Raw genomic sequence first — 18,221 nt, 5'->3', positions numbered from 1 at the left:
TGGACGTCGGCCCTCAGATATTGCGTCTTGTGAGGTACCCGCTATCGGTCTTAGCATCATTGGCGAAATGTCACTACCCAAGCCGGCCCGACCGGATATAACCGCCACCTGAGGACACAATGATGCGCCGCTCTTTCAAGACCAATCTCGACATCCGTTACCGCGACACCGACTCGATGGGCCACGTCAGCAGCCCCGTGTACTACGAGTACATGCAGACGGCCTACCTCGAATACATGCACCGCATCCTGGAAATTCCGAAGAGCGAAAAGCTGCCGCACATCATGGTGAAAACCGCGTGCGAATACATCGCCCAGGCCAAGTACGGCGACAAGGTGCTGGTGCTCAGCCATGTCTCCAAGTTCGGCGGCAAGAGCTTTGAAATGGAACACATCATGCACATCGGCGACGAGCAGGGCGTGGTGATGGCCAAGGCCATTTCCGTGCACGTCATGTACGACTATGAAAAGCAGGCCACGCAGCCCGTGCCCGAGTCGTTCAAGCAGACCGTGCTGGCCTACCAGGGCAGCCTCTAAGATGGCGCGCCTGGCATTCCTGCAAGCGCTTGGCGCGCTGGGCCTGCTCGCGGGCGCTGCGGCGTCCGTGGCCGCCAGCGCCGGTGAACCGGTGCAGCGCGTGCTGACGCCGATCGACTGGGCCGCGGCCAGCCAGGCGCGCGCCGGCGCGGCGCAGGCCGACGCGGTGCTGCGCCCGCTGCGCGCCACGGCGCCCGCCGGGCTGGCGCAGGTCAACATCCCGGTACTGCTGCTGCCGGCCGAAGGCGATTGGGGCGCGCCGCGTTTCCATGGCCAGGGCACGGCCTATGCGGCCCTGTATGCGCCGGCCGGTGCGAAGCTGGGGCTGTTCGGCAGCGCCACGCACCTTGTCGCGCCAAGTGACCTGAAGCTCGAACATGCGGGCGGCGCCTTCGAATCGATAGGCGACGGCGCCGACTACAGTTTTACGCGCTTTGGCGCCGCCTACACGCTGCGCATGAGCTGTGACGAGCCGCTCAAGGACAAGCGCTGCACCGATCCGCAATATCTGGCCGACACGGCGCGTGCGCTGCTGCTCGTGGCGGGAGAAAAACCATGATGAAGATGACCGTATTGAATGGCGTGCTGGCCGGCGTGCTCGGTGCGCTGGCGCTGCCGGCGCTGGCCGGCAACGATGAGCGTTTCCTGCCGCCCGGCGCGCTGCTGCCCGGCAGCGGCAGCGGCGTGGCCAGCACGGCCGTGCTGTATCCGGACATGCGCTTTCCCATCGAGAAGGGCGCGGCCTACGCCAGTTCGCATTTCTATGGCGTGGGCGGCCAGCGCGGCAAGGCAGGCGACTCCTGCGACGACAGCAACTATGCCTATCCGTGGCGCGACAATTTTTGCGAGCTGCGCAAGGACAACCTGCCATTCTGCCTGTCCGGCGGACACCAGGGACAGGATCTGCGCCCTGCCACCTGCCGCGCCAACTTTCACTGGGCCGTAGCGGCCGACGATGGCGTCATCGTGCAGATCGCGCGTTTCAGCGTGACCCTGCAGACGGCCGCCGGCACCCTGTACCGCTATGTGCACCTCAATACCAGCGACCTGGCCGTGCGCGAACTGCAGCCGGTGGCGCGCGGCGCGCGCATCGGCAGGATCTCGAACAACTGGATCGACAAGCTGCCTATCCACCTGCATTTCGACGTCAAGGACACCATCAGGGTGGGTCAGCAGACCCTGGTGACCTTCGTGCCGCCGTATGCCAGCCTGGTCGAGTCCTACATCCAGCGCAACAAGATACAAGGAGAGCAGCATGAGTGAAACGATGCAAGGCCGGCGCGGGCGCAAGCGGCCGATCCTGGCGATCTTGCGCCAGGAGGCGTCGACCCCGGGCCGCGCCGGCAAGCTGCTGCGCGACAAGGGCTTTGAACTCGATATCCGCCGCCCCGTGTGCGGCGATCCGCTGCCCGACACCCTCGATGGCCACGCGGGCGTGATCTCGTTCGGCGGCCCGATGAGCGCGAACGACAGCGACGCGCACATCCGCCGCGAGATCGAGTGGCTGTCCGTGCCGCTGGCGGAAAACCGGCCGTACCTGGGCATCTGCCTGGGCGCGCAGATGCTGGCCAAGAATCTCGGCTGCAAGGTGACGGCGGCCGAGGGCGACGTCACGGAGATCGGCTGGTATCCGCTGAAACCGACGGCCGAAGGCCAGCGCATCATGCCCAAGTGGCCGGATATGGTGTACCACTTCCATATGGAGGGTTTCGAGCTGCCCAAGGGCGCCATCCTGCTGGCCGAGGGCGACGCCTACCGCAACCAGGCCTTCCGCTACGGCGAGAAAGCCTGGGGCATCCAGTACCATCCCGAGCTGACCCTGGCCATGCAGCGGCGCTGGGCCGTGAAGGGCGCGCACCGCTTCCACCTGCCGAACGCGCAGCAGGGCGACCAGCACCTGCAGGGACGCGTGTTGCACGACAAGGCGCTGCGGGCATGGTTCAACGGCTTCCTGAACCGCGTGTTTACCGAAGCATGAGCCGCCAGCCCGCTACCCTGCAGGACGGCCTGGCCCTGAGTCTGGACCAGCTGCTGGCGCGCCAGAGTTTCAAGTGGCGCCAGTACCAGCCCGGCGTGCTTGCCGCCTGCGTGGCCGACATGGACCTGGGCACCGCGCCCGCCGTGCAGGCGGCGCTGGCGCAGGTGCTGCAGCGCGTCGATTTCACTTATCCCTTGCGCGACGGACGCAAGGCCGACCGCGCCGTGGCGCACGCGTTCGCCGCGCGCATGCGCCGCCTGTACGGCTGGCAGGCCGAGGCCGACCTGGTGCTGGTCCTGCCCGACCTGGTGCAGGCGACGTTTGCCGCCGTCATGGCGTTTACCGACCCGGGCGACGGCGTGGTCGTGCAAGTGCCGCACTATGCGCCGTTCCGCGAAGCGGTCGAGGGCACGGGCCGGCGCCTGATCCCGCTGGAAATGCGCGCCGGCGCCGACGGCTACCAGCTCGATCTGGAGCGCCTGGCGCACGCTGTCGATGCCCGTACGCGCGTGCTGATCCTGTGCAATCCTCACAATCCGACGGGGCGCGTGCTCAGCCGCGCGGAACTGGACAGCGTGCTGGCCTTTGCCGAGCGCCATGCCTTGATCGTGGTATCCGACGAAATCCACGCGGACCTGGTCTACCCGGGCGCGCGGCACTTGCCATTCGCCTCGCTGTCCGACGCGGCGGCCGCGCGCACCGTGACCCTGAACTCCGCCACCAAGAGTTTCAATATCGCCGGCCTGCGCTGCGCCGTCGCGCATTTCGGCACGCCGGAGCTGCAGCGGCGCTTCCACGCGCGCCTGCCGGCGCGCCTGACGGGCGCCGTCAACAACCTGGGCGTCGACGCCACCGTGGCGGCCTGGAACGAGGGGCAGCCCTGGCTCGACGCCGTGCTGGCGCACCTGCTGGCCATGCGCGACTACGCGGCCGAAATCCTGCGCCGCGAGCTGCCGGCCATCCGCTTCCACGTACCGCAGGGGACGTACCTGCTGTGGCTCGATTGCGCGGCGCTGGAGCTGGACCAGCCGGCGGCGGACTTCTTCCTCCAGCATGCGAAGGTGGCGCTCAGCCCGGGCGAAGTCTTCGATGCGCGCGCGCCGCACTGCGCGCGCCTCAATTTCGCCACGTCGCAGCCGCTGCTGGCCGAGATCCTCGACCGCATGGTCATGGCGGTGCGCGCGCACCAGCGCCGCCGTCCGCCTGCCCACACTTAACCCGGCACACCCGTGCCACTACCTGGATATGACACCATGGAAACGTCCATCAACAAACACAAGCCGCGCATCCTCATCGGCGTCACGGGATCGCTCGATTCGACCCTGCTGCCGAACTACCTGCGCATCATCAAGGACCACCTCGATTGCGAGCTGAGCGTGCTGATGACGCCGAACGCCACCAACTTCCTCAAGCCGGAATCGATCGCGCTGTACGTCGACCGCGTCATCAGCGGCGAGCGGCCGCAGGATTGGCCGACGGACAAACCGGGCCGCCTGGCCGCCGAGCATGATTTGCTGCTGGTGCTGCCCGCCACCGCGAATACCCTGGCGGCCGTGGCGAACGGCTTTTCCGGCAACCGCCTGACCACCGTGATCCTGGCCGCCACCTTTCCCGTGCTGCTGTTCCCCGTGATGGGCGGGCCGATGCTGGCCAAGCCGGCCGTGCAGCGCAACCTGGCGCAGCTGCGCGAGGATGGCTACATCATCATCGACCCCGTCTGGCGCGACCATTTCGATCCGCTGCTCGAGCGCATGCACGGCCACCACTCGCTGCCGAGTCCCGAGCAGGTGCTGGCGCTGCTGCGCGAACGCTTCCCCGCCAGCGGCGTGCAGCGCCTGGCGCTGACCGGCGCCGCGGCCTGACCTTCCACGCCAACCAGAGAGAACCGCATGTCCATCATCCTGTACAGCCTGTGCGCCGCCGACCGGCGCCGCCATTATTCGCCCCATGTGTGGAAGATCATCATGGCACTCAAGCACAAGGAACTGCAGGCCGAGGTGCGGCCCGTGTCCTTCGCCGAGATCGCCGGCATCGAGGACGGCAGCTACAAGAGCGTGCCGGTGCTGAACGACAACGGCCATATCGAGGGCGACAGCTTTGAAATCGCCGTGCACCTGGAACGCGCCTATCCGGACCGGCCCAGCCTGTTCGGCGGCCCGGGCGGCCAGGCCATGGCCCGCTTCGTCGAAAGCTTCAGCCAGACGGTCATCCATCCGCCCGTCTCGGCCATCGCCGCCATGGACATGCATGCGCTGATGTCGCCGGCGGACCAGGCGTATTTCCGCGCGGCGCGCGAGAAGCGCTTCGGCAAGACCCTGGAAGAGGCGTCGGCCACACGCCACATCGAACTGGCGGCCCTGCCGGAAAAATTCGCGCCGCTGCGCAGCGTGCTGGCGAAACAGCCGTGGCTGGGCGGCGCGCAGCCCCTGTTTGCCGACTACATCCTGTTCGGCGTGCTGCAGTGGGCGCGCATCACCGTGCCGGCGCCGCTGCTGCCGATCGACGATCCCGTCAGCACCTGGTTCGAGCGCTGCCTCGACCTGCACGGCGCCATCGGCCGCTCCGTCGTCCTGTCGGACTGACGGCCGGCGCATCCGCCAGGGCCGCCCGCGCGGCCCTTTTCCTTTCATTGACCAACAAGGCTAACCATGATGTTTACACCGCAACAGGGCGAGATACGCCAGCGCTATGCCGGCATCGGCAGCGACATTGCCGCCGGCGCCGCCGCGCGCGCCGAAGGATTCGATTTTGACGGCTGGCAGCGCCTGCGCGACGCCGGCCTGTGGCGCATGATCGTGCCCGGCAGCGATCACGCGGCGGGCGACTGGTGGGGTTTTACCGCCGCCCTCGACGGCCTGTCGTCCACCATCGGCGCGCCGGAGCTGCTGCTGTCTGTCATCGCCCAGGCCGGCATGGTGCGGGGCCTGGAGCGGCACGGCACGGAAGCGCAGCGCGACCGCTATTTCGGCGCGATCCTGCGCGGCGACGTCAGCGCCACCGGCATCGCCGAGCCGGGCACGGGCACGGACGTGCGCAGCATCCAGAGCACCTTGCGCCCCACGGCCGACGGCTATGTGCTCAATGGGGGAAAATACAATATCGCGCACGCGCCCATCATGGATTTCGCCCTGATCGTCTGCCGCCTGGCGGACAAGGAAGAGCACAACATCGCGCTGGCGCTGATCGACCGCGGCACGCCGGGCCTGCGCGCCGGCCTGGTGGACGACAAGCTGGGCAACCGCAACCTGCCCACCGGCGCCCTGCATTTCGACGATGTCGCCGTGCGCCCGTCGCAGCTGCTGGGCGCGCCCGGGCGCGGCCTGGGCACCTTGATCGACACCATCTCGCTGGGACGCCTGTATTACGGCCTGGCGGCGGCCAACCTGATCGCGCCCTACCTGGACGAGGCGATGCGCTACGCGGCCAGCCGCAGCAGCTTCAATAGCAGCATCGACAACCACCAGTACGTGCAGCGGCGCCTGGTCGATATCCGCATCGGCATGGAACGTTCGCGATGGCTGGCGTTTGGCGCGCTGTCGCAATTGCTGGCAGGCCAGCGGGAAGGGTTGATGAGCTGTTCCATCGCCAAGCTGGTGGGGTCCGAAGACCTGATCAACAGCGCCACCAGCCTGGTCAAGCTGTACGGCAGCCTTGGCTACCACAACGGCCGCGTGGCCGAGCTGATGAAAAATGCCCTGGCTTTCGCCAGCGTGGGCGGCACCGAAGAAATGCACCGCAAAAATATCTTCAATCAGATGCAGCGCCTGGCTGGCCAGGGTTCCCGCGCTGGCTGAAGCACTCGCACCGCATATTGGCGGTTCAAGCCGCCAATATGCCCGATTCGCTCAGCGCATCATTGATCGCCTCGAACATCGGCTCTCTGGCGCGCGAAGCGAGGTGCGCGAACAGATTGCGCACGGAGGACTGCGCCACGCACAGGATGTCGATTTCACCGAGGCGCTGGGCTTCCAGCGCCGTGTCGCCATGCAGCAGGCCGACGCCGAGGCGCTCGGCCAGCATCGAGCGGGTGACGCTTTCGCGGTCGATGCTGATGATGCGGCGCGGACGGAAATTGCGCGTCTTGAACAGGTGCTCGGCGGCCCCGCCGCAGCACAGGCTCGATGGCGCGAAGATCCACGGCAGCTCGGCCAGCGCGTTCCAGTCGAGCGGCTCGGTGATATCGAGCATGCCGGCGGGCGCCGCCACGTAGACGGGGAAGCACGCCACTTCGATCGTCGCCAGGTCGTCGTCGGGCGTGCGCGCCTCGTTGTAGAAACCCGCGTCGAGCGTGCCGCTGCGGATGCCGTTCAGGGTGCCGGTGGAACTGCCGTGTTCCAGCGACACTTCGACTTCCGGATGGTGCTCGGAAAAGCGCCGCACCAGCCGCCCGATGGCTTCGTTGTTGGACTGGCCGCCGACGCCGATGCGCAGCTTGCCGGCCAGGCGGCCCTTGATGTGGTTGGCTTCGTCGAGCAGTTCGCGGTGGATGTTGAGCGTGCGTTCGGCCTTGGCCAGGATGCGCTGGCCGCTGCTGGTCAGGCTCATGCCGCGCGCCGTGCGTTCAAACAGGGTCAGGCCGAGATAATCCTCCATCGCCTTGACATGGGCACTGACTGCGGGCTGGCTCAGGAAGAGCCGTTCGGATGCGCGCGTAATGCTGCCCTCGCGCGCCACCGTGGCGAAGGTTTTCAGGTGATGGATTTCCATGAGGGGCGGGTCCATTAAGTTAAAAGATGGGTGGAATTTCAGATACTCTTATTTGTTTTTCAACTATGCATTATATGTGATTTTATTAAGAGTACGGCATTAACAATGCCTATAAAATGGGTAATTATTTGTGACTTTTTCCTTCTCCCTGTCGCCGCCGACGTGTGCGGCGGCCCTTGAAACACCGTAAATTGTTACTTTTCGTGAGAAAGTCCGCGCACGTCACTCACCGTGCCGGGGCGCTACAGCAGGCCCAGCACGTGCCACCAGACGAAGTCCAGCGGCGTGAGTATCAGCAGGCTGAGCACGAACAGGCTCAGACATAGCCGCGTGACGGCCGCCACCGGCAGGCTGGCCGCCTGCATGGCGAAAATCAGGGGCGGCGCCTGGTAGGGCAGGCAGACATTGGAAAACGCCAGCACCTGCGTCATCAGCACCGTCATCAGCGGCAGGCCCGTGACGGCCGCCAGGTCCTGCGCCAGCGGCGTCATCGTCGCCGGCACGCCGGCCAGGTTGGTCACCAAGGACACCACCGTCGAGATCAGGGTCAGCACGGCCGCGTTCCACAGAGGCGTGTCGGCGGCAAAGCGCGCATGCCGGCTCAGGCCGTGCACCACGGCTTCGCCCAGGCCGCTTTCCGAAATCACCGCGCCCAGGCCCATCACGCCGGCCACGAACAGCAGCGAGCCATAGTTGATTTCCTGGTTCAGGCATTTTTTCGACGTCAGGTCGGCGGCCGGCCACAGGCAGACCAGGGCGGCGGCCAGGCCGACCCAGGCCGGCGACACATGGTGCAGGCCGTCCGTCATCCACAGGGCCAGGCAGACGCCCAGCACCACGGCCAGGCCCGTCTCCTGCGCCGACATCGGGCCTTGCCGCTGCGCCGGCGCGGCCGCGCGCACGGGATCGGCGGCGGGAAACATCCACAGGATCAGCAGCACCAGCAGGACGGACTTGAGGATGCCCAGCACGGGAAAATGCAGCAGCAGATAATTGACATACGAAATCTGCACGCCGTACAAATTGTCCGCCATGCCGGACAGGATCATGTTCGGCGCGTTCGACGGCAGGATGGCGAAGGTCGGCAGGAAGCTGGAAAAGCTGGCCGCCATCAGCATGCCCGTGCGGCCGTTGTGGCCCGCGCCATAGCCGATATGCTCGGCCACGGCCATGGTGATGGGAATGAGCAGCACCACGCGGCCCATGCCCGACGGCATGACGAAGGCCAGCGCCACGCTGAACAGCACGATGCCGGCGATGACGCCCGCGTAGCGCCGGCCCAGCATGCGCGACAGGATGGCCGCAGCGCGCTTGCCCAGGCCCGTGTGGCCGATGGCCGCGCCCATCACGGCGCCGCTGAACAGCAGCCAGAAGGTGGTCGACTGCAGGCCCGAGAACACGGTTTGCGCGGGCGCCATCTTGCACAGCATCGCCACCAGGAAAAAGGCCAGGGCCGGCCAGTATTCGGGCACCAGGGCCGTGGCCCACATGCCGATGCAAAAGACCAGCAGCGCCACCACGCCGGCCATCGCGGCCGGCAGGTAGAGCGAAGCGGCCAGGCCGCTGGCGAAGGTCAGCGCGGCGATGGCGGCCAGCGCGCGCAGGCGCGCAGCGGGCAGGGGAAGGGCGAGGGACACGGACTTCAAGGCAGCACTCCTGGGCGCGCCGGCGCGGCAAGGCGCCGCGCCGTGTGGTGGTCGATACAGAACATGGTTACTGGTAGCGCCGGATGGCGATGGTGCGGAAAGGCGGCTGGGCGGGCGGCGCGGCGCTTGGAACAGCCGTGCCAGCGGCGGCCGGCTGTTCCAGCGTGGCCAGCAGCGCCTGCGCGCGCAGTTCGGCCGCGTCGATGCTGGCCAGCTTCACATGGCCGTAGCCGCGGATGGCCTGCGGCAGTTCGGCCAGCGCCACGATGGACGCGAGGTTCCCGGCGCTCAGGCGCGGCAGCAGGGCGTCGAGGCGCGCCGTGTAGTCGGCGATCAGCTGGCGCTCGCGACGCCGTTCCGCGCTGTAGCCAAACACGTCGCACCGCGTGCCGCGCAGTCCCCTGGCCCTGGCCAGCAAGGCCAGCAGCTTGCCCATCCACGGACCGAAGGCGCGCTTGCGCTTGCCCAGCAGCGGTGGCGCCATGTGGAAGGTGAGCGTCACGTCGCCTTCGAACTGCTGTTGCAGCTCGCGCTGGAACTGGCCGTCCGAGAACAGCCGCGCCACCTCGTATTCATCCTTGTAGGCCAGCAGCTTGCTGTAGCCGCGCGCCACGGCCAGGGTCAGCACGGGCGGCGCATCGGCGCCGAAGACGGCGCTTTCGCGCTCGCGCACGCGTGCGACAAACGCCTGGAAGCGTTCCGCCAGCGTCGCGTTCTGGTAGCGCGCCAGCATGGCGCTGCGCTGCTCCACCAGCGCGCCCAGGCTGGCGTCTTCCGCCACCGGCCCCGCGGCCACGTTTTGCAGCAGGGGCGCGCCGCAGGCGGCCAGGCGGCCGGCGGCAAAGGCGGCCTTGTTGGCGTCGGCGGCGACGCCATTCAATTCGATGGCCCGTTCCAGCGCCGCCAGCCCGACGGGGATCAGGCCGCGCTGCCAGGCAAAGCCCATCAGCAGTATATTGGCCATGATGGTGTCGCCCATCAACTGGCGCGCCAGCACCTGGCCGTTGCATTCGGCGATGTGTTCCGTGCCGACGGCGTGGCGCAGCTTGTCCATCAGGGCGCCCGCATGCTGCGGCGCGTCCGGATCGCGCACCATGGCGGCGGTGGGAAACTGATGCGTGTTGGCGACCACGCGCGTGTGGCCGTGGCGCAGTGTCTGCAGCGCGTCGGCGCTGGCGCCGACCACCATGTCGCAGGCCAGCATGGCATCGGTCTGGCCGACGTCGATGCGCGCCTGGTGCAGATCCTGGCCGGCCAGGGCCAGGCGCACGAAGGACAGCACGGCGCCGCCTTTTTGCGCAAAGCCCATGAAGTCGAGCACCGACGCCTGCTTGCCCTCGAGGTGCGCGGCCATGGAAACGAGTGCGCCCACCGTCACCACGCCCGTGCCGCCCACGCCCGTCACCAGCAGGTTGAACGGGCCGTGCCAGCCATGCGGCGCGGGCAGGGGCAGGGCGGCCGCCGCGCGGCGCAGGGCTTGCGGGTCGATGGCGGCGTCGGCCGCCTTGCGCAAGGCGCCGCCGCGCACGGAGACGAAACTGGGGCAAAAGCCGTTGGCGCAGGAATAATCCTTGTTGCACGACGACTGGTCGATGGCGCGCTTGCGGCCGTAGCTTGTCTCCAGCGGCACGATGGACAGGCAGTTCGACTGCACGCCGCAATCGCCGCAGCCTTCGCACACGGCGCTGTTGATGACCATGCGGCGCGGCGGATCGGCCAATTCCTTTTTCTTGCGGCGCCGGCGCAATTCGGCCGCGCAGGTCTGGTCGTAAATCAGCACGGTGACGCCCTTGACGTCGCGCAGGCGGCGCTGCACCTGGTCGAGTTCCTCGCGCCCATGGAAGGTGGCGGGCGGCGGGAAGCGGCCGTGCAGGCCCGCGTATTTTTCCGGCGCGTCGCTGACCACGGCGATGGCCTTGGCGCCTTCGGCATGCACTTGCCAGGCGATGGCGTCGACGGTCAGGCTGCCGTCGATGGGCTGGCCGCCCGTCATGGCCACCGCGTCGTTGTACAGAATCTTGTAGGTGATGTTGGCGCGCCCGGCGATGGCCTGGCGGATGGCCAGGAAGCCCGAGTGGAAATACGTGCCGTCGCCCAGGTTCTGGAACACGTGCGGGGTGGCGCTGAACATGGAGTGGGCCACCCAGTCGACGCCTTCGCCGCCCATCTGTATCAGGCCCGTGGTATCGCGGTCCATCCACGAGGCCATGAAATGGCAGCCGATGCCCGCTTGCGCGCGCGAACCCTGCGGCACCTTGGTCGAACTGTTGTGCGGACAGCCGGAACAGAAATAGGGCAGGCGCCGCACGCCGTCGGCCGCGTTGGCCAGCAGCGCGGCGGGCGCGAAGCCGGGCAGCAGGGCGCGGCGGTCGAGCGCCGGCTTGTGCCGCGCCAGCCAGTGCGCCAGCACGCCGGCGATGCGCGAAGGGCGCAGCTCGCCCTGCGCCGGCAGCAGCGGCGCGCCGCCCGCATCGAGCTTGCCCAGCACCAGCGGGCGGGCGCTGTCCGGCAGGTTGTAGAACAGGGTGCGGATCTGCTGCTCCACCAGCGGCCCCTTTTCCTCGATGACGAGGATTTCCCGCAAGCCCGCCTTGAACTGCGCCAGGCGCTGCGCTTCCAGCGGAAAGCTCAGGCCCACCTTGTACAGGCGCACGCCGGCGCGCTCCAGCACATCGAGACTGAGGCCCAGGCGGCGCAGTACTTCGAGCACGTCGAGGTGCGCCTTGCCGCAGGTGACGATGCCGATATCGGCTTGCGGGCTGGGGCACAGCAGGCGGTCGATGCTGTTGGCGCGCGCGAACGCGTGCACGGCGGCCAGCTTGTGCGCGTGGCGCGTCTCGATGGGCAGGCCGGGCAGGTCGGGCCAGCGGTAATGCAGGCCGCTGGCCGGCGCGCTGTAGTCGGCCGGCTGGTCGAAGCGCGTGTGCAGGGCGTCCAGGTCGACCGTGGCGCCGCTTTCCACCGTTTCGGAAATGGCCTTGAAGCCCACCCACATGCCGGAAAAGCGCGACAGCGCCCAGCCGTACAAGCCAAATTCCAGGTATTCGGCGATGTTGGCCGGATTCACGATGGGCATGCTCCACGCCTGCATGGCGAAATCGCTCTGGTGCGGCATCGATGACGAGACGCAGCCGTGGTCGTCGCCAGCCACCACCAGCACGCCGCCGTGCGGCGAGGAACCGTACACATTGCCATGCTTGAGCGCATCGCCGGCCCGGTCCACGCCCGGACCCTTGCCGTACCACAGCGCAAACACGCCATCGGCCGTGCGCTGCGGGTCGGTCTCGACCTGCTGGCTGCCCAGCACGGCGGTGGCGGCCAGTTCCTCGTTGATGGCGGGCAGGAAGCGGATCTGCTGCGCTTCCAGCATGGGGCGCGCGCGCCACAGGGCCTGGTCGTAGCCGCCCAGCGGCGAACCCCGGTAGCCGCTGATGAAGCCGGCCGTGTTCAAGCCCCGCTCGCGGTCCAGCCAGCGCTGCATCAGCGGCAGGCGCACCAGGGCCTGGGTACCGGTCAGAAAAACGCTGCCTTCGCGTGCCCGCAGGTTGTCTTCCAGCGCGTAAGTGCTCAGGCGTACCACGCCAGGGTCGGCCGCGACCATCTTGTCCATCACTTTCACCAGTGTTCTCCCATCGCCTTGTCGGCTTGCTTGTTGGCTTGCATGCCGCATGCACGCATGCATGCGTCTTGAGCACGCGGCCGTGTCGGCGCGCCGGATACGGAAGAGGGGGCGCTGGCGCTGCAATGCCGGCGCAACCAAACTTTTCCGTCTATTGATATTCGTTTATCAAGATAAGGGCCAGGACGGCACGGCGCAATTCGCAAATCCTGAGTGCAGCACTCACTAACGCTGATGCGAACGCCGGTGCCGGGCGCAGGCCCCGGAAATGCAAACGCCTTGCCCCTGGCATCAGCGTTCCTGATCCCCGCACTCAGGATTTGCGAGTTGTGTGGTCCGGGGCTTGGGGCTTATCGTCGGCGTCGAGATGGAAAGCCGAACGATGTTTTTTTGTAAAGGCAGCACAGCTATGAGTTCATTATTGACGCGCCGCATGGCGCTGCTGGCAGGCGCGGACGGACGTGCGCTGCTGGCCCAGGGATTGCGCGGCATCGAACGCGAAGCGCTGCGCGTGGACGGCCGTGGCCACTTGGCCGCCACGGCGCATCCGCTGGCGCTGGGCGCGGCCCTGACCCATCCCACCATCACTACCGACTATGCGGAGGCGCTGATCGAGCTGATCACGCCGCCCGAGCAGGACACGGCCGCCATGCTCGATGGCTACGACGCCTTGCACCGTTTCGTCTTCAGCGGACTGGGCGACGAAATGCTGTGGAGCCACTCGATGCCGTGCCGGCTGCCCGCCGACCCCGACATCCCGATCGCCTGGTACGGCAGCTCGCACATCGGCATGCTCAAGCATGTCTACCGGCGCGGCCTGGCGCTGCGCTACGGCAAGAGCATGCAGTGCATCGCCGGCATCCACTACAACTACTCGCTGCCGCCCGCATTGTGGGAGCGCTTGCGCGCGGACGAGGGCGATGGCAGCACGGCGATGCAGTTTCAGTCGGAAAGCTATGTCGCGCTGATCCGCAACTTCCGCCGCTACGGCTGGCTGCTGATGTATCTGTTCGGCGCCGCGCCAGCGCTGTCGGCGCATTTCCCGGGACGCGGCGACTTCCCGCTGGAGCAGCTGTCGGCCGATACCGTGTACCTGCCGTACGCCACCAGCCTGCGCATGAGCGACATGGGCTACCAGAACGATGCCCAGGCCGGCCTGACCCCCGACTACAACACGCTCGACAGCTATATCACCAGCCTGGCGGCGGCGATGAACCATCCCTACCTGCCGTATGTCGAGCTGGGCACGCGGCGCGAGGGGCAGTGGGTGCAGATCAATACCAACCGCCTGCAGATCGAGAACGAGTACTACTCGGCGATCCGGCCCAAGCGCGTGGCGCACAGCGGCGAGCGCCCGCTGCATGCGCTGGCCCAGCGCGGCGTGCAGTACGTGGAAGTGCGCTGCCTCGATGTCGACCCGTTCGAGCCGCTGGGCATCGGCGCGCCGGCCTGTCACTTCCTCGACGCCTTTCTGCTGTTTTGCGCGCTGCAGGACAGCCCGCTCACCGGCAATGCGGAAAGCCGCGAGAACACCGAGAATTTCGCCCGCACCGTCAAGGAAGGGCGCCGTCCGGGACTGCTGCTGGAACGCCACGGCGAACATATCACCCTGCAGGCCTGGGCCGGCGAACTGCTCGAGCGCATCGCCCCCATGGCCGCGCTGCTGGACCAGGCGCGCGGCGGCGCCGATTGCGCCACGGCGCTGGCGGCGCAGCGCGCCAAGCTGGCGGACGTGGCGCTCACGCCCTCGGCCCGCGTGCTGGCGGCGATCCGCGCCGAGCAGGGCAGTTTCGACGCGTTCGCCCTGCGCCAGAGCGCGGCGCACGCGGCGCATTTTCGCGGCCGTCCCCTGGCGCCGGCGGCGCTGGCGCGCTTCACGGCGCAGGCCGATGCCTCGCTGGCCGAGCAGGACAGGGTGGAACGGGCCGACAGCGGCGACTTCGGCCAGTTCGTCCAGCGCTACCAGGCCGGCGCCCGCTACCTGCCCGTGCCGGACGAACCGGCCATGGAAGCTGTGCTGGCGCAGCAGCGCGTCGCCTGAAGCCTTATTTCAACCTGATCCGAGCCATCACACCATGCGCATATTGCACGCCATGCTGCGCGTCGCCGACCTGGACGCCGCCCTGCATTTTTACCGTGACGCCCTGGGCATGACCCTGCAGCGGCGCCACGATTATCCGGACGCGCGCTTTACGCGCGCTATTGTCGCCTATGGCGAGGCGCCCGAGCATGCCGCCATCGAGCTGACGCATAACTGGGACCGGCAAGCCTATACCCACGGCGACGCCTACGGCTACCTGGCCCTGGCGGTCGACGACGCGGCCAGCGTCTGCGCCAAAGTGCGCGCGCATGGCGGCACCGTCACGCGCGAGGCGGGGCCGATGAAGCACGGCAGCAATGTCATCGCCTTCGTGCAGGATCCCGACGGCTACCGCATCGAGCTGATCGAAGCGAGCGCGCACTATGACTGATCCATCGATTTGCAACGACTGACACGGCATGGCAGGCGCGCCGACGGCGGCGCCTGCCGGCATTTTTGAAAAGGAAGCCACCGCATGGTGCAAGTAACAACGACAAACGAGGCCGCGACGCAGCCAGCGCCAGCGCCGCAGCCGCAGAACCGGCGGGCGCTGGTGCAGGCGGCCGTGGCCGCGGCCTGCGCCCTGGCCGTGGCGGTGCCCGCGCCGGCCCAGGCGCCGGAGAAAAAGGCCGCCGCCAAGAGCGAAATCTGCTATGGCGTGGCGAAGGCCGGCCAGAATGAATGCGCCAATACCACCTGCTTCCATTTGTGCTCGGGCATGGCGACCGTCGACCGCGATCCTGGCGAATGGATGACCGTCCCCGCCGGCACGTGCACGGCGCTGGGCGGCAAGGTGGAAGCGGCGCCGCTGGCCTGCCCGGGCGCGGCGCCCGCCAGGACGGGACCGCCGGCCGATGTGGCCGCAGGCGAGGCGCTGTACCACGAGGGCGACGCGGCGCGCGCGCTGCCGGCGTGCGTCGCTTGCCATGGCCCGAAGGGCAATGCCGCCGTCGCCGATTATCCGAAGCTGGCCGGGCAGAACCTGGCCTACCTGGACAGCCAGCTGCGCGCCTTCCGCTCGCATGCGCGCGTCAGTCCCCTGATGAACACGGCCGTCGCGCCCCTGACGGACGGCGATATCGCCAACCTGTCCGCCTATTTGTCCCGGCAAAAGCTTGACGCCGTCGATCCCGCCCTGACCACCCCCGTGGTCGCCGGCAAGTCCTTCAGCGATTGCGACGGCGCGTGCCCGGAGATGGTGCCGCTGCCGGCCGGGCGCTTCCTCATGGGATCGCCGCCCGGCGAGAGCGGGCGCTTCGGCAATGAGGGCCAGCACCCGGTCGAGATCCTGCAGCCGTTTGCCATCGGCCGCTTCAGTCTGACGTTCGCGCAGTTCGACGCCTGCGTGCAGGACGGCGGCTGCGACGGCTACCGGCCGTCGGACGAAGGCTGGGGACGCGGCACGCGCCCGGCCGTCAACGTCAGCTGGAACGATGCGCAAAGCTATCTGCGCTGGCTGTCGAAGAAGAGCGGCGCGCGTTACCGCTTGCCCACCGAGGCCGAGTGGGAATACGCGGCGCGCGCCGGCACCGTCACGGCGCGCTGGTGGGGCGAAGACATCACGCGCGGCGACGCCAAGTACGGCCCCGACGACTGCCCGCAGCAGAAGCATTGCGGCGGCGTCGTTTCCGGTTCGGGCAACTGGCCCACGACGGCGCCGGTCGGCAGCTACGCGCCGAATCCGGCAGGGCTGTACGACGTGCTGGGCAATGTGTGGCAGTGGACGGCCGATTGCTGGCACAGCGATTACGAGGGTGCGCCGAAGGATGGCCGCGTGTGGGAGGAAGCGGGCTGCAAGAAGCGCGTGGCGCGCGGCGCCTCCTGGACCGACACGCCGAACTTCGTGCGCGCGGCCACCCGCCTGGGCCTGGGCGCGGAAGGGCGGCGCGGCTGGATCGGCCTGCGCGTGGTGCGCGAGCTCGATGCGGCGCCCGGCACGGCGGCCAAGGCCGGCGCGGCGCCGGCGGGCGCGCGCGGCTTGCCCTGATGCGCGAGGAGGCGAGGGCCGCGCCCCTGGTGGGCATTGGCCTGCGCGGCGCGCATTACCGCGACATGCTGGCGCGGCGCCAGCCCGTGGACTGGCTCGAGGTCCACAGCGAGAACTACCTGGCCGAAGGCGGCTGGGACCTGCATGTGCTGGAGACCTTGCGCGCCGACTATCCCGTCTCGCTGCATGGCGTCGGCATGGGCCTCGGGTCCGTGCACGGCTTTTCGCGCGGCCACGTGGAGCGCATCGCCCGCCTGGCCGCGCGCATCGAGCCGATGCTGGTGTCCGAACACCTGTGCTGGGGCGCCACCGGCGACGCCGTGCTCAACGACTTGCTGCCGCTGCCGCTGAACGGCGCCAGCCTGGAACTGGTCTGCCAGCGCGTGAACCTGGTGCAGGAAGTGCTGCGCCGCCCGATCCTGCTGGAGAACGTCTCCACCTATTTGCGCTTTCCCGGCGACAGCTGGGGCGAGACGGAGTTCCTCGCCTGCGTGGCGCGCCGCACCGGTTGTGGCGTGCTGCTGGACATCAACAACCTGTATGTCAATCAATGCAACCACGGCGAGGATGCGCTGGCCGCAATGGCGTCGCTGGCGCCGGGCCTGGTCGGCGAACTGCACCTGGCCGGCCACTGCGAAGATGGCGGCCTGCTGGTCGACCACCATGGCGCGCCCGTCGCGGGCCCCGTATGGGAACTGTACCGCGCCGCCTTGCGCCGCTACGGCCCGCTGCCCACCCTGGTCGAATGGGATACCAATCTGCCGCCGCTGGCCGCCTTGCTCGACGAAGTGGCCCGTGCGCGGGCGCTGGCCGGCGAAGCGCTTGCGCCGGCGGCACTGGCGGCATGCGATGACGCTTGAGGAACTGGCGCGCCTGCAGGCCGCGTTCGGCGCGCAGATCGGCGCGCGCACGCCCGATGCGGCCGCGCTGGCGCCGTGGCTGGGCGTTGATGCGCGCGGGGCCAGCGCCCTGGCGCGTTACGGCCAGGCGCTGCGCCAGCATCACACGCGCTCGCTGGAACTCGTGTATCCCGTGCTGCGCGCGCTGGGCGGCGCGTCCTGGTTCCTCGCCATGGCGCATGCCTACGGCGATGCGCATCCGTCGCGCAGCGCGGACCTGGCGCGTTTCGGCGCCAGCCTGCCCGTGTTTCTTGCGACCTTGCCGCCGGCCGCCGCGCATGGCTATTTTACCGACGTGGCGCGCCTGGAATGGCTGCTGCACCAGGCCCATGGCGCGCCAGATGCCGTTGCGCTGACCTTGCGCGACGTGCAGACGGCCGGGGCGGGCCAGGTCGATGCCTGGCGGCTGGCCCTGCATCCGGCGGCCGTGCTGTACCGCTCGCCCTGGCGCGCGGCGGCGATCTGGCTGGCGCACGACGCCGCGGCGCGGTACGCCATGCCGGCCGACCCCGTGGGCGACACGCTGGCGCTCGTGTACCGCCATGGCTGGACGCCGTGCGTGCGCGAGATTGACGCGGTGGAAGCCGGGGCGCTGGACGTGCTGGCTGGCGGGGCCACTCTGGGCGCTGCGCTGGCGGCGGCGCAGCAGGCGCACTTGCTGGAGAAGGCTGCCGCGCCATTCGCGCCGGCCCCCTTGCTGCTGCGCTGGCTGGCCGATGGCGTGCTGGTACAGGTGCCTGAGAGCGGCCGCGCGTGCTGAACTGAAGGC

General features: G+C 68.4%; 16 protein-coding genes. 13 read left to right on the top strand and 3 right to left on the bottom strand.

Annotated features, from left to right (window positions below; translation table 11 throughout):
- Positions 1–119: 119 nt before the first annotated feature.
- The 8 genes from IGS55_RS14280 to IGS55_RS14245 all read left to right on the top strand — a co-directional run bounded on the left by IGS55_RS14280 (position 120) and on the right by IGS55_RS14245 (position 6,308).
- Positions 120–536 (top strand): acyl-CoA thioesterase, encoded by a 417-nt coding sequence (locus tag IGS55_RS14280; protein WP_034783925.1) that lies wholly within the window; start codon positions 120–122, stop codon positions 534–536.
- Between the two features lies 1 nt (position 537).
- Positions 538–1,095 carry a hypothetical protein gene (locus tag IGS55_RS14275; RefSeq protein ID WP_230516202.1) on the top strand — a complete coding sequence of 186 codons (558 nt, stop codon included), beginning with the start codon at positions 538–540 and terminating at the stop codon, positions 1,093–1,095.
- Positions 1,092–1,799, top strand: a complete 708-nt coding sequence (locus IGS55_RS14270; RefSeq protein ID WP_230516201.1) for a peptidoglycan DD-metalloendopeptidase family protein — start codon at positions 1,092–1,094, stop codon at positions 1,797–1,799. The genes IGS55_RS14275 and IGS55_RS14270 overlap by 4 nt, the downstream gene beginning before the upstream one ends.
- The gene (locus tag IGS55_RS14265) at positions 1,792–2,514 is read left to right on the top strand and encodes a glutamine amidotransferase (RefSeq protein ID WP_128142724.1); all 723 of its coding nucleotides are present in this window, start codon (positions 1,792–1,794) and stop codon (positions 2,512–2,514) included. Before IGS55_RS14270 ends, IGS55_RS14265 begins: the two co-directional genes overlap by 8 nt.
- Positions 2,511–3,731, top strand: a complete 1,221-nt coding sequence (locus IGS55_RS14260; protein ID WP_230516200.1) for a MalY/PatB family protein — start codon at positions 2,511–2,513, stop codon at positions 3,729–3,731. Before IGS55_RS14265 ends, IGS55_RS14260 begins: the two co-directional genes overlap by 4 nt.
- A gap of 36 nt (positions 3,732–3,767) precedes the next feature.
- On the top strand, positions 3,768–4,376 hold the full coding sequence (locus tag IGS55_RS14255) for a flavoprotein (protein WP_128142725.1): 609 nt from the start codon (positions 3,768–3,770) through the stop codon (positions 4,374–4,376).
- Between the two features lie 27 nt (positions 4,377–4,403).
- A complete protein-coding gene (locus IGS55_RS14250; protein ID WP_230516199.1) occupies positions 4,404–5,096 on the top strand; it encodes a glutathione S-transferase family protein in 693 nt (230 codons plus the stop codon).
- 66 nt (positions 5,097–5,162) lie between these two features.
- On the top strand, positions 5,163–6,308 hold the full coding sequence (locus tag IGS55_RS14245) for an acyl-CoA dehydrogenase family protein (RefSeq protein ID WP_230516198.1): 1,146 nt from the start codon (positions 5,163–5,165) through the stop codon (positions 6,306–6,308).
- Between the two features lie 25 nt (positions 6,309–6,333).
- On the opposite strand, the gene IGS55_RS14240 is transcribed toward IGS55_RS14245, so the two are convergent.
- From IGS55_RS14240 to IGS55_RS14230, 3 genes are all read right to left on the bottom strand, one after another.
- A complete protein-coding gene (locus IGS55_RS14240) occupies positions 6,334–7,221 on the bottom strand; it encodes a LysR family transcriptional regulator (RefSeq protein WP_128142727.1) in 888 nt (295 codons plus the stop codon).
- A gap of 242 nt (positions 7,222–7,463) precedes the next feature.
- Positions 7,464–8,858: an SLC13 family permease gene (locus IGS55_RS14235; protein WP_230516407.1), complete on the bottom strand. Its 1,395-nt coding sequence runs from the start codon at positions 8,856–8,858 to the stop codon at positions 7,464–7,466.
- Between the two features lie 76 nt (positions 8,859–8,934).
- Positions 8,935–12,468, bottom strand: a complete 3,534-nt coding sequence (locus tag IGS55_RS14230; RefSeq protein WP_230516406.1) for an indolepyruvate ferredoxin oxidoreductase family protein — start codon at positions 12,466–12,468, stop codon at positions 8,935–8,937.
- 427 nt (positions 12,469–12,895) lie between these two features.
- Here IGS55_RS14230 and gshA point away from each other — a divergent pair, with 427 nt between their 5' ends.
- The 5 genes from gshA to IGS55_RS14205 all read left to right on the top strand — a co-directional run bounded on the left by gshA (position 12,896) and on the right by IGS55_RS14205 (position 18,212).
- On the top strand, positions 12,896–14,527 hold the full coding sequence (gene gshA, locus IGS55_RS14225; RefSeq protein WP_230516197.1) for a glutamate--cysteine ligase: 1,632 nt from the start codon (positions 12,896–12,898) through the stop codon (positions 14,525–14,527).
- 34 nt (positions 14,528–14,561) lie between these two features.
- The gene (gloA, locus tag IGS55_RS14220) at positions 14,562–14,957 is read left to right on the top strand and encodes a lactoylglutathione lyase (RefSeq protein WP_128142729.1); all 396 of its coding nucleotides are present in this window, start codon (positions 14,562–14,564) and stop codon (positions 14,955–14,957) included.
- Between the two features lie 84 nt (positions 14,958–15,041).
- Positions 15,042–16,553 carry a BufA1 family periplasmic bufferin-type metallophore gene (bufA1, locus tag IGS55_RS14215; RefSeq protein WP_230516196.1) on the top strand — a complete coding sequence of 504 codons (1,512 nt, stop codon included), beginning with the start codon at positions 15,042–15,044 and terminating at the stop codon, positions 16,551–16,553.
- Entirely contained in the window at positions 16,553–17,413 is an 861-nt protein-coding gene (gene bufB / locus IGS55_RS14210) for an MNIO family bufferin maturase (protein ID WP_230516195.1), read from the top strand. Before bufA1 ends, bufB begins: the two co-directional genes overlap by 1 nt.
- Entirely contained in the window at positions 17,403–18,212 is an 810-nt protein-coding gene (locus IGS55_RS14205; protein WP_230516194.1) for an HvfC/BufC N-terminal domain-containing protein, read from the top strand. Before bufB ends, IGS55_RS14205 begins: the two co-directional genes overlap by 11 nt.
- The last annotated feature ends 9 nt before the right edge of the window (positions 18,213–18,221 follow it).

It is taken from the genome of Janthinobacterium sp. EB271-G4-3-2, assembly GCF_020858035.1.
GTDB classification, from domain to species: domain Bacteria; phylum Pseudomonadota; class Gammaproteobacteria; order Burkholderiales; family Burkholderiaceae_D; genus Janthinobacterium; species Janthinobacterium aestuarii.
This window is presented reverse-complemented; position numbering and strand designations above follow the sequence as displayed.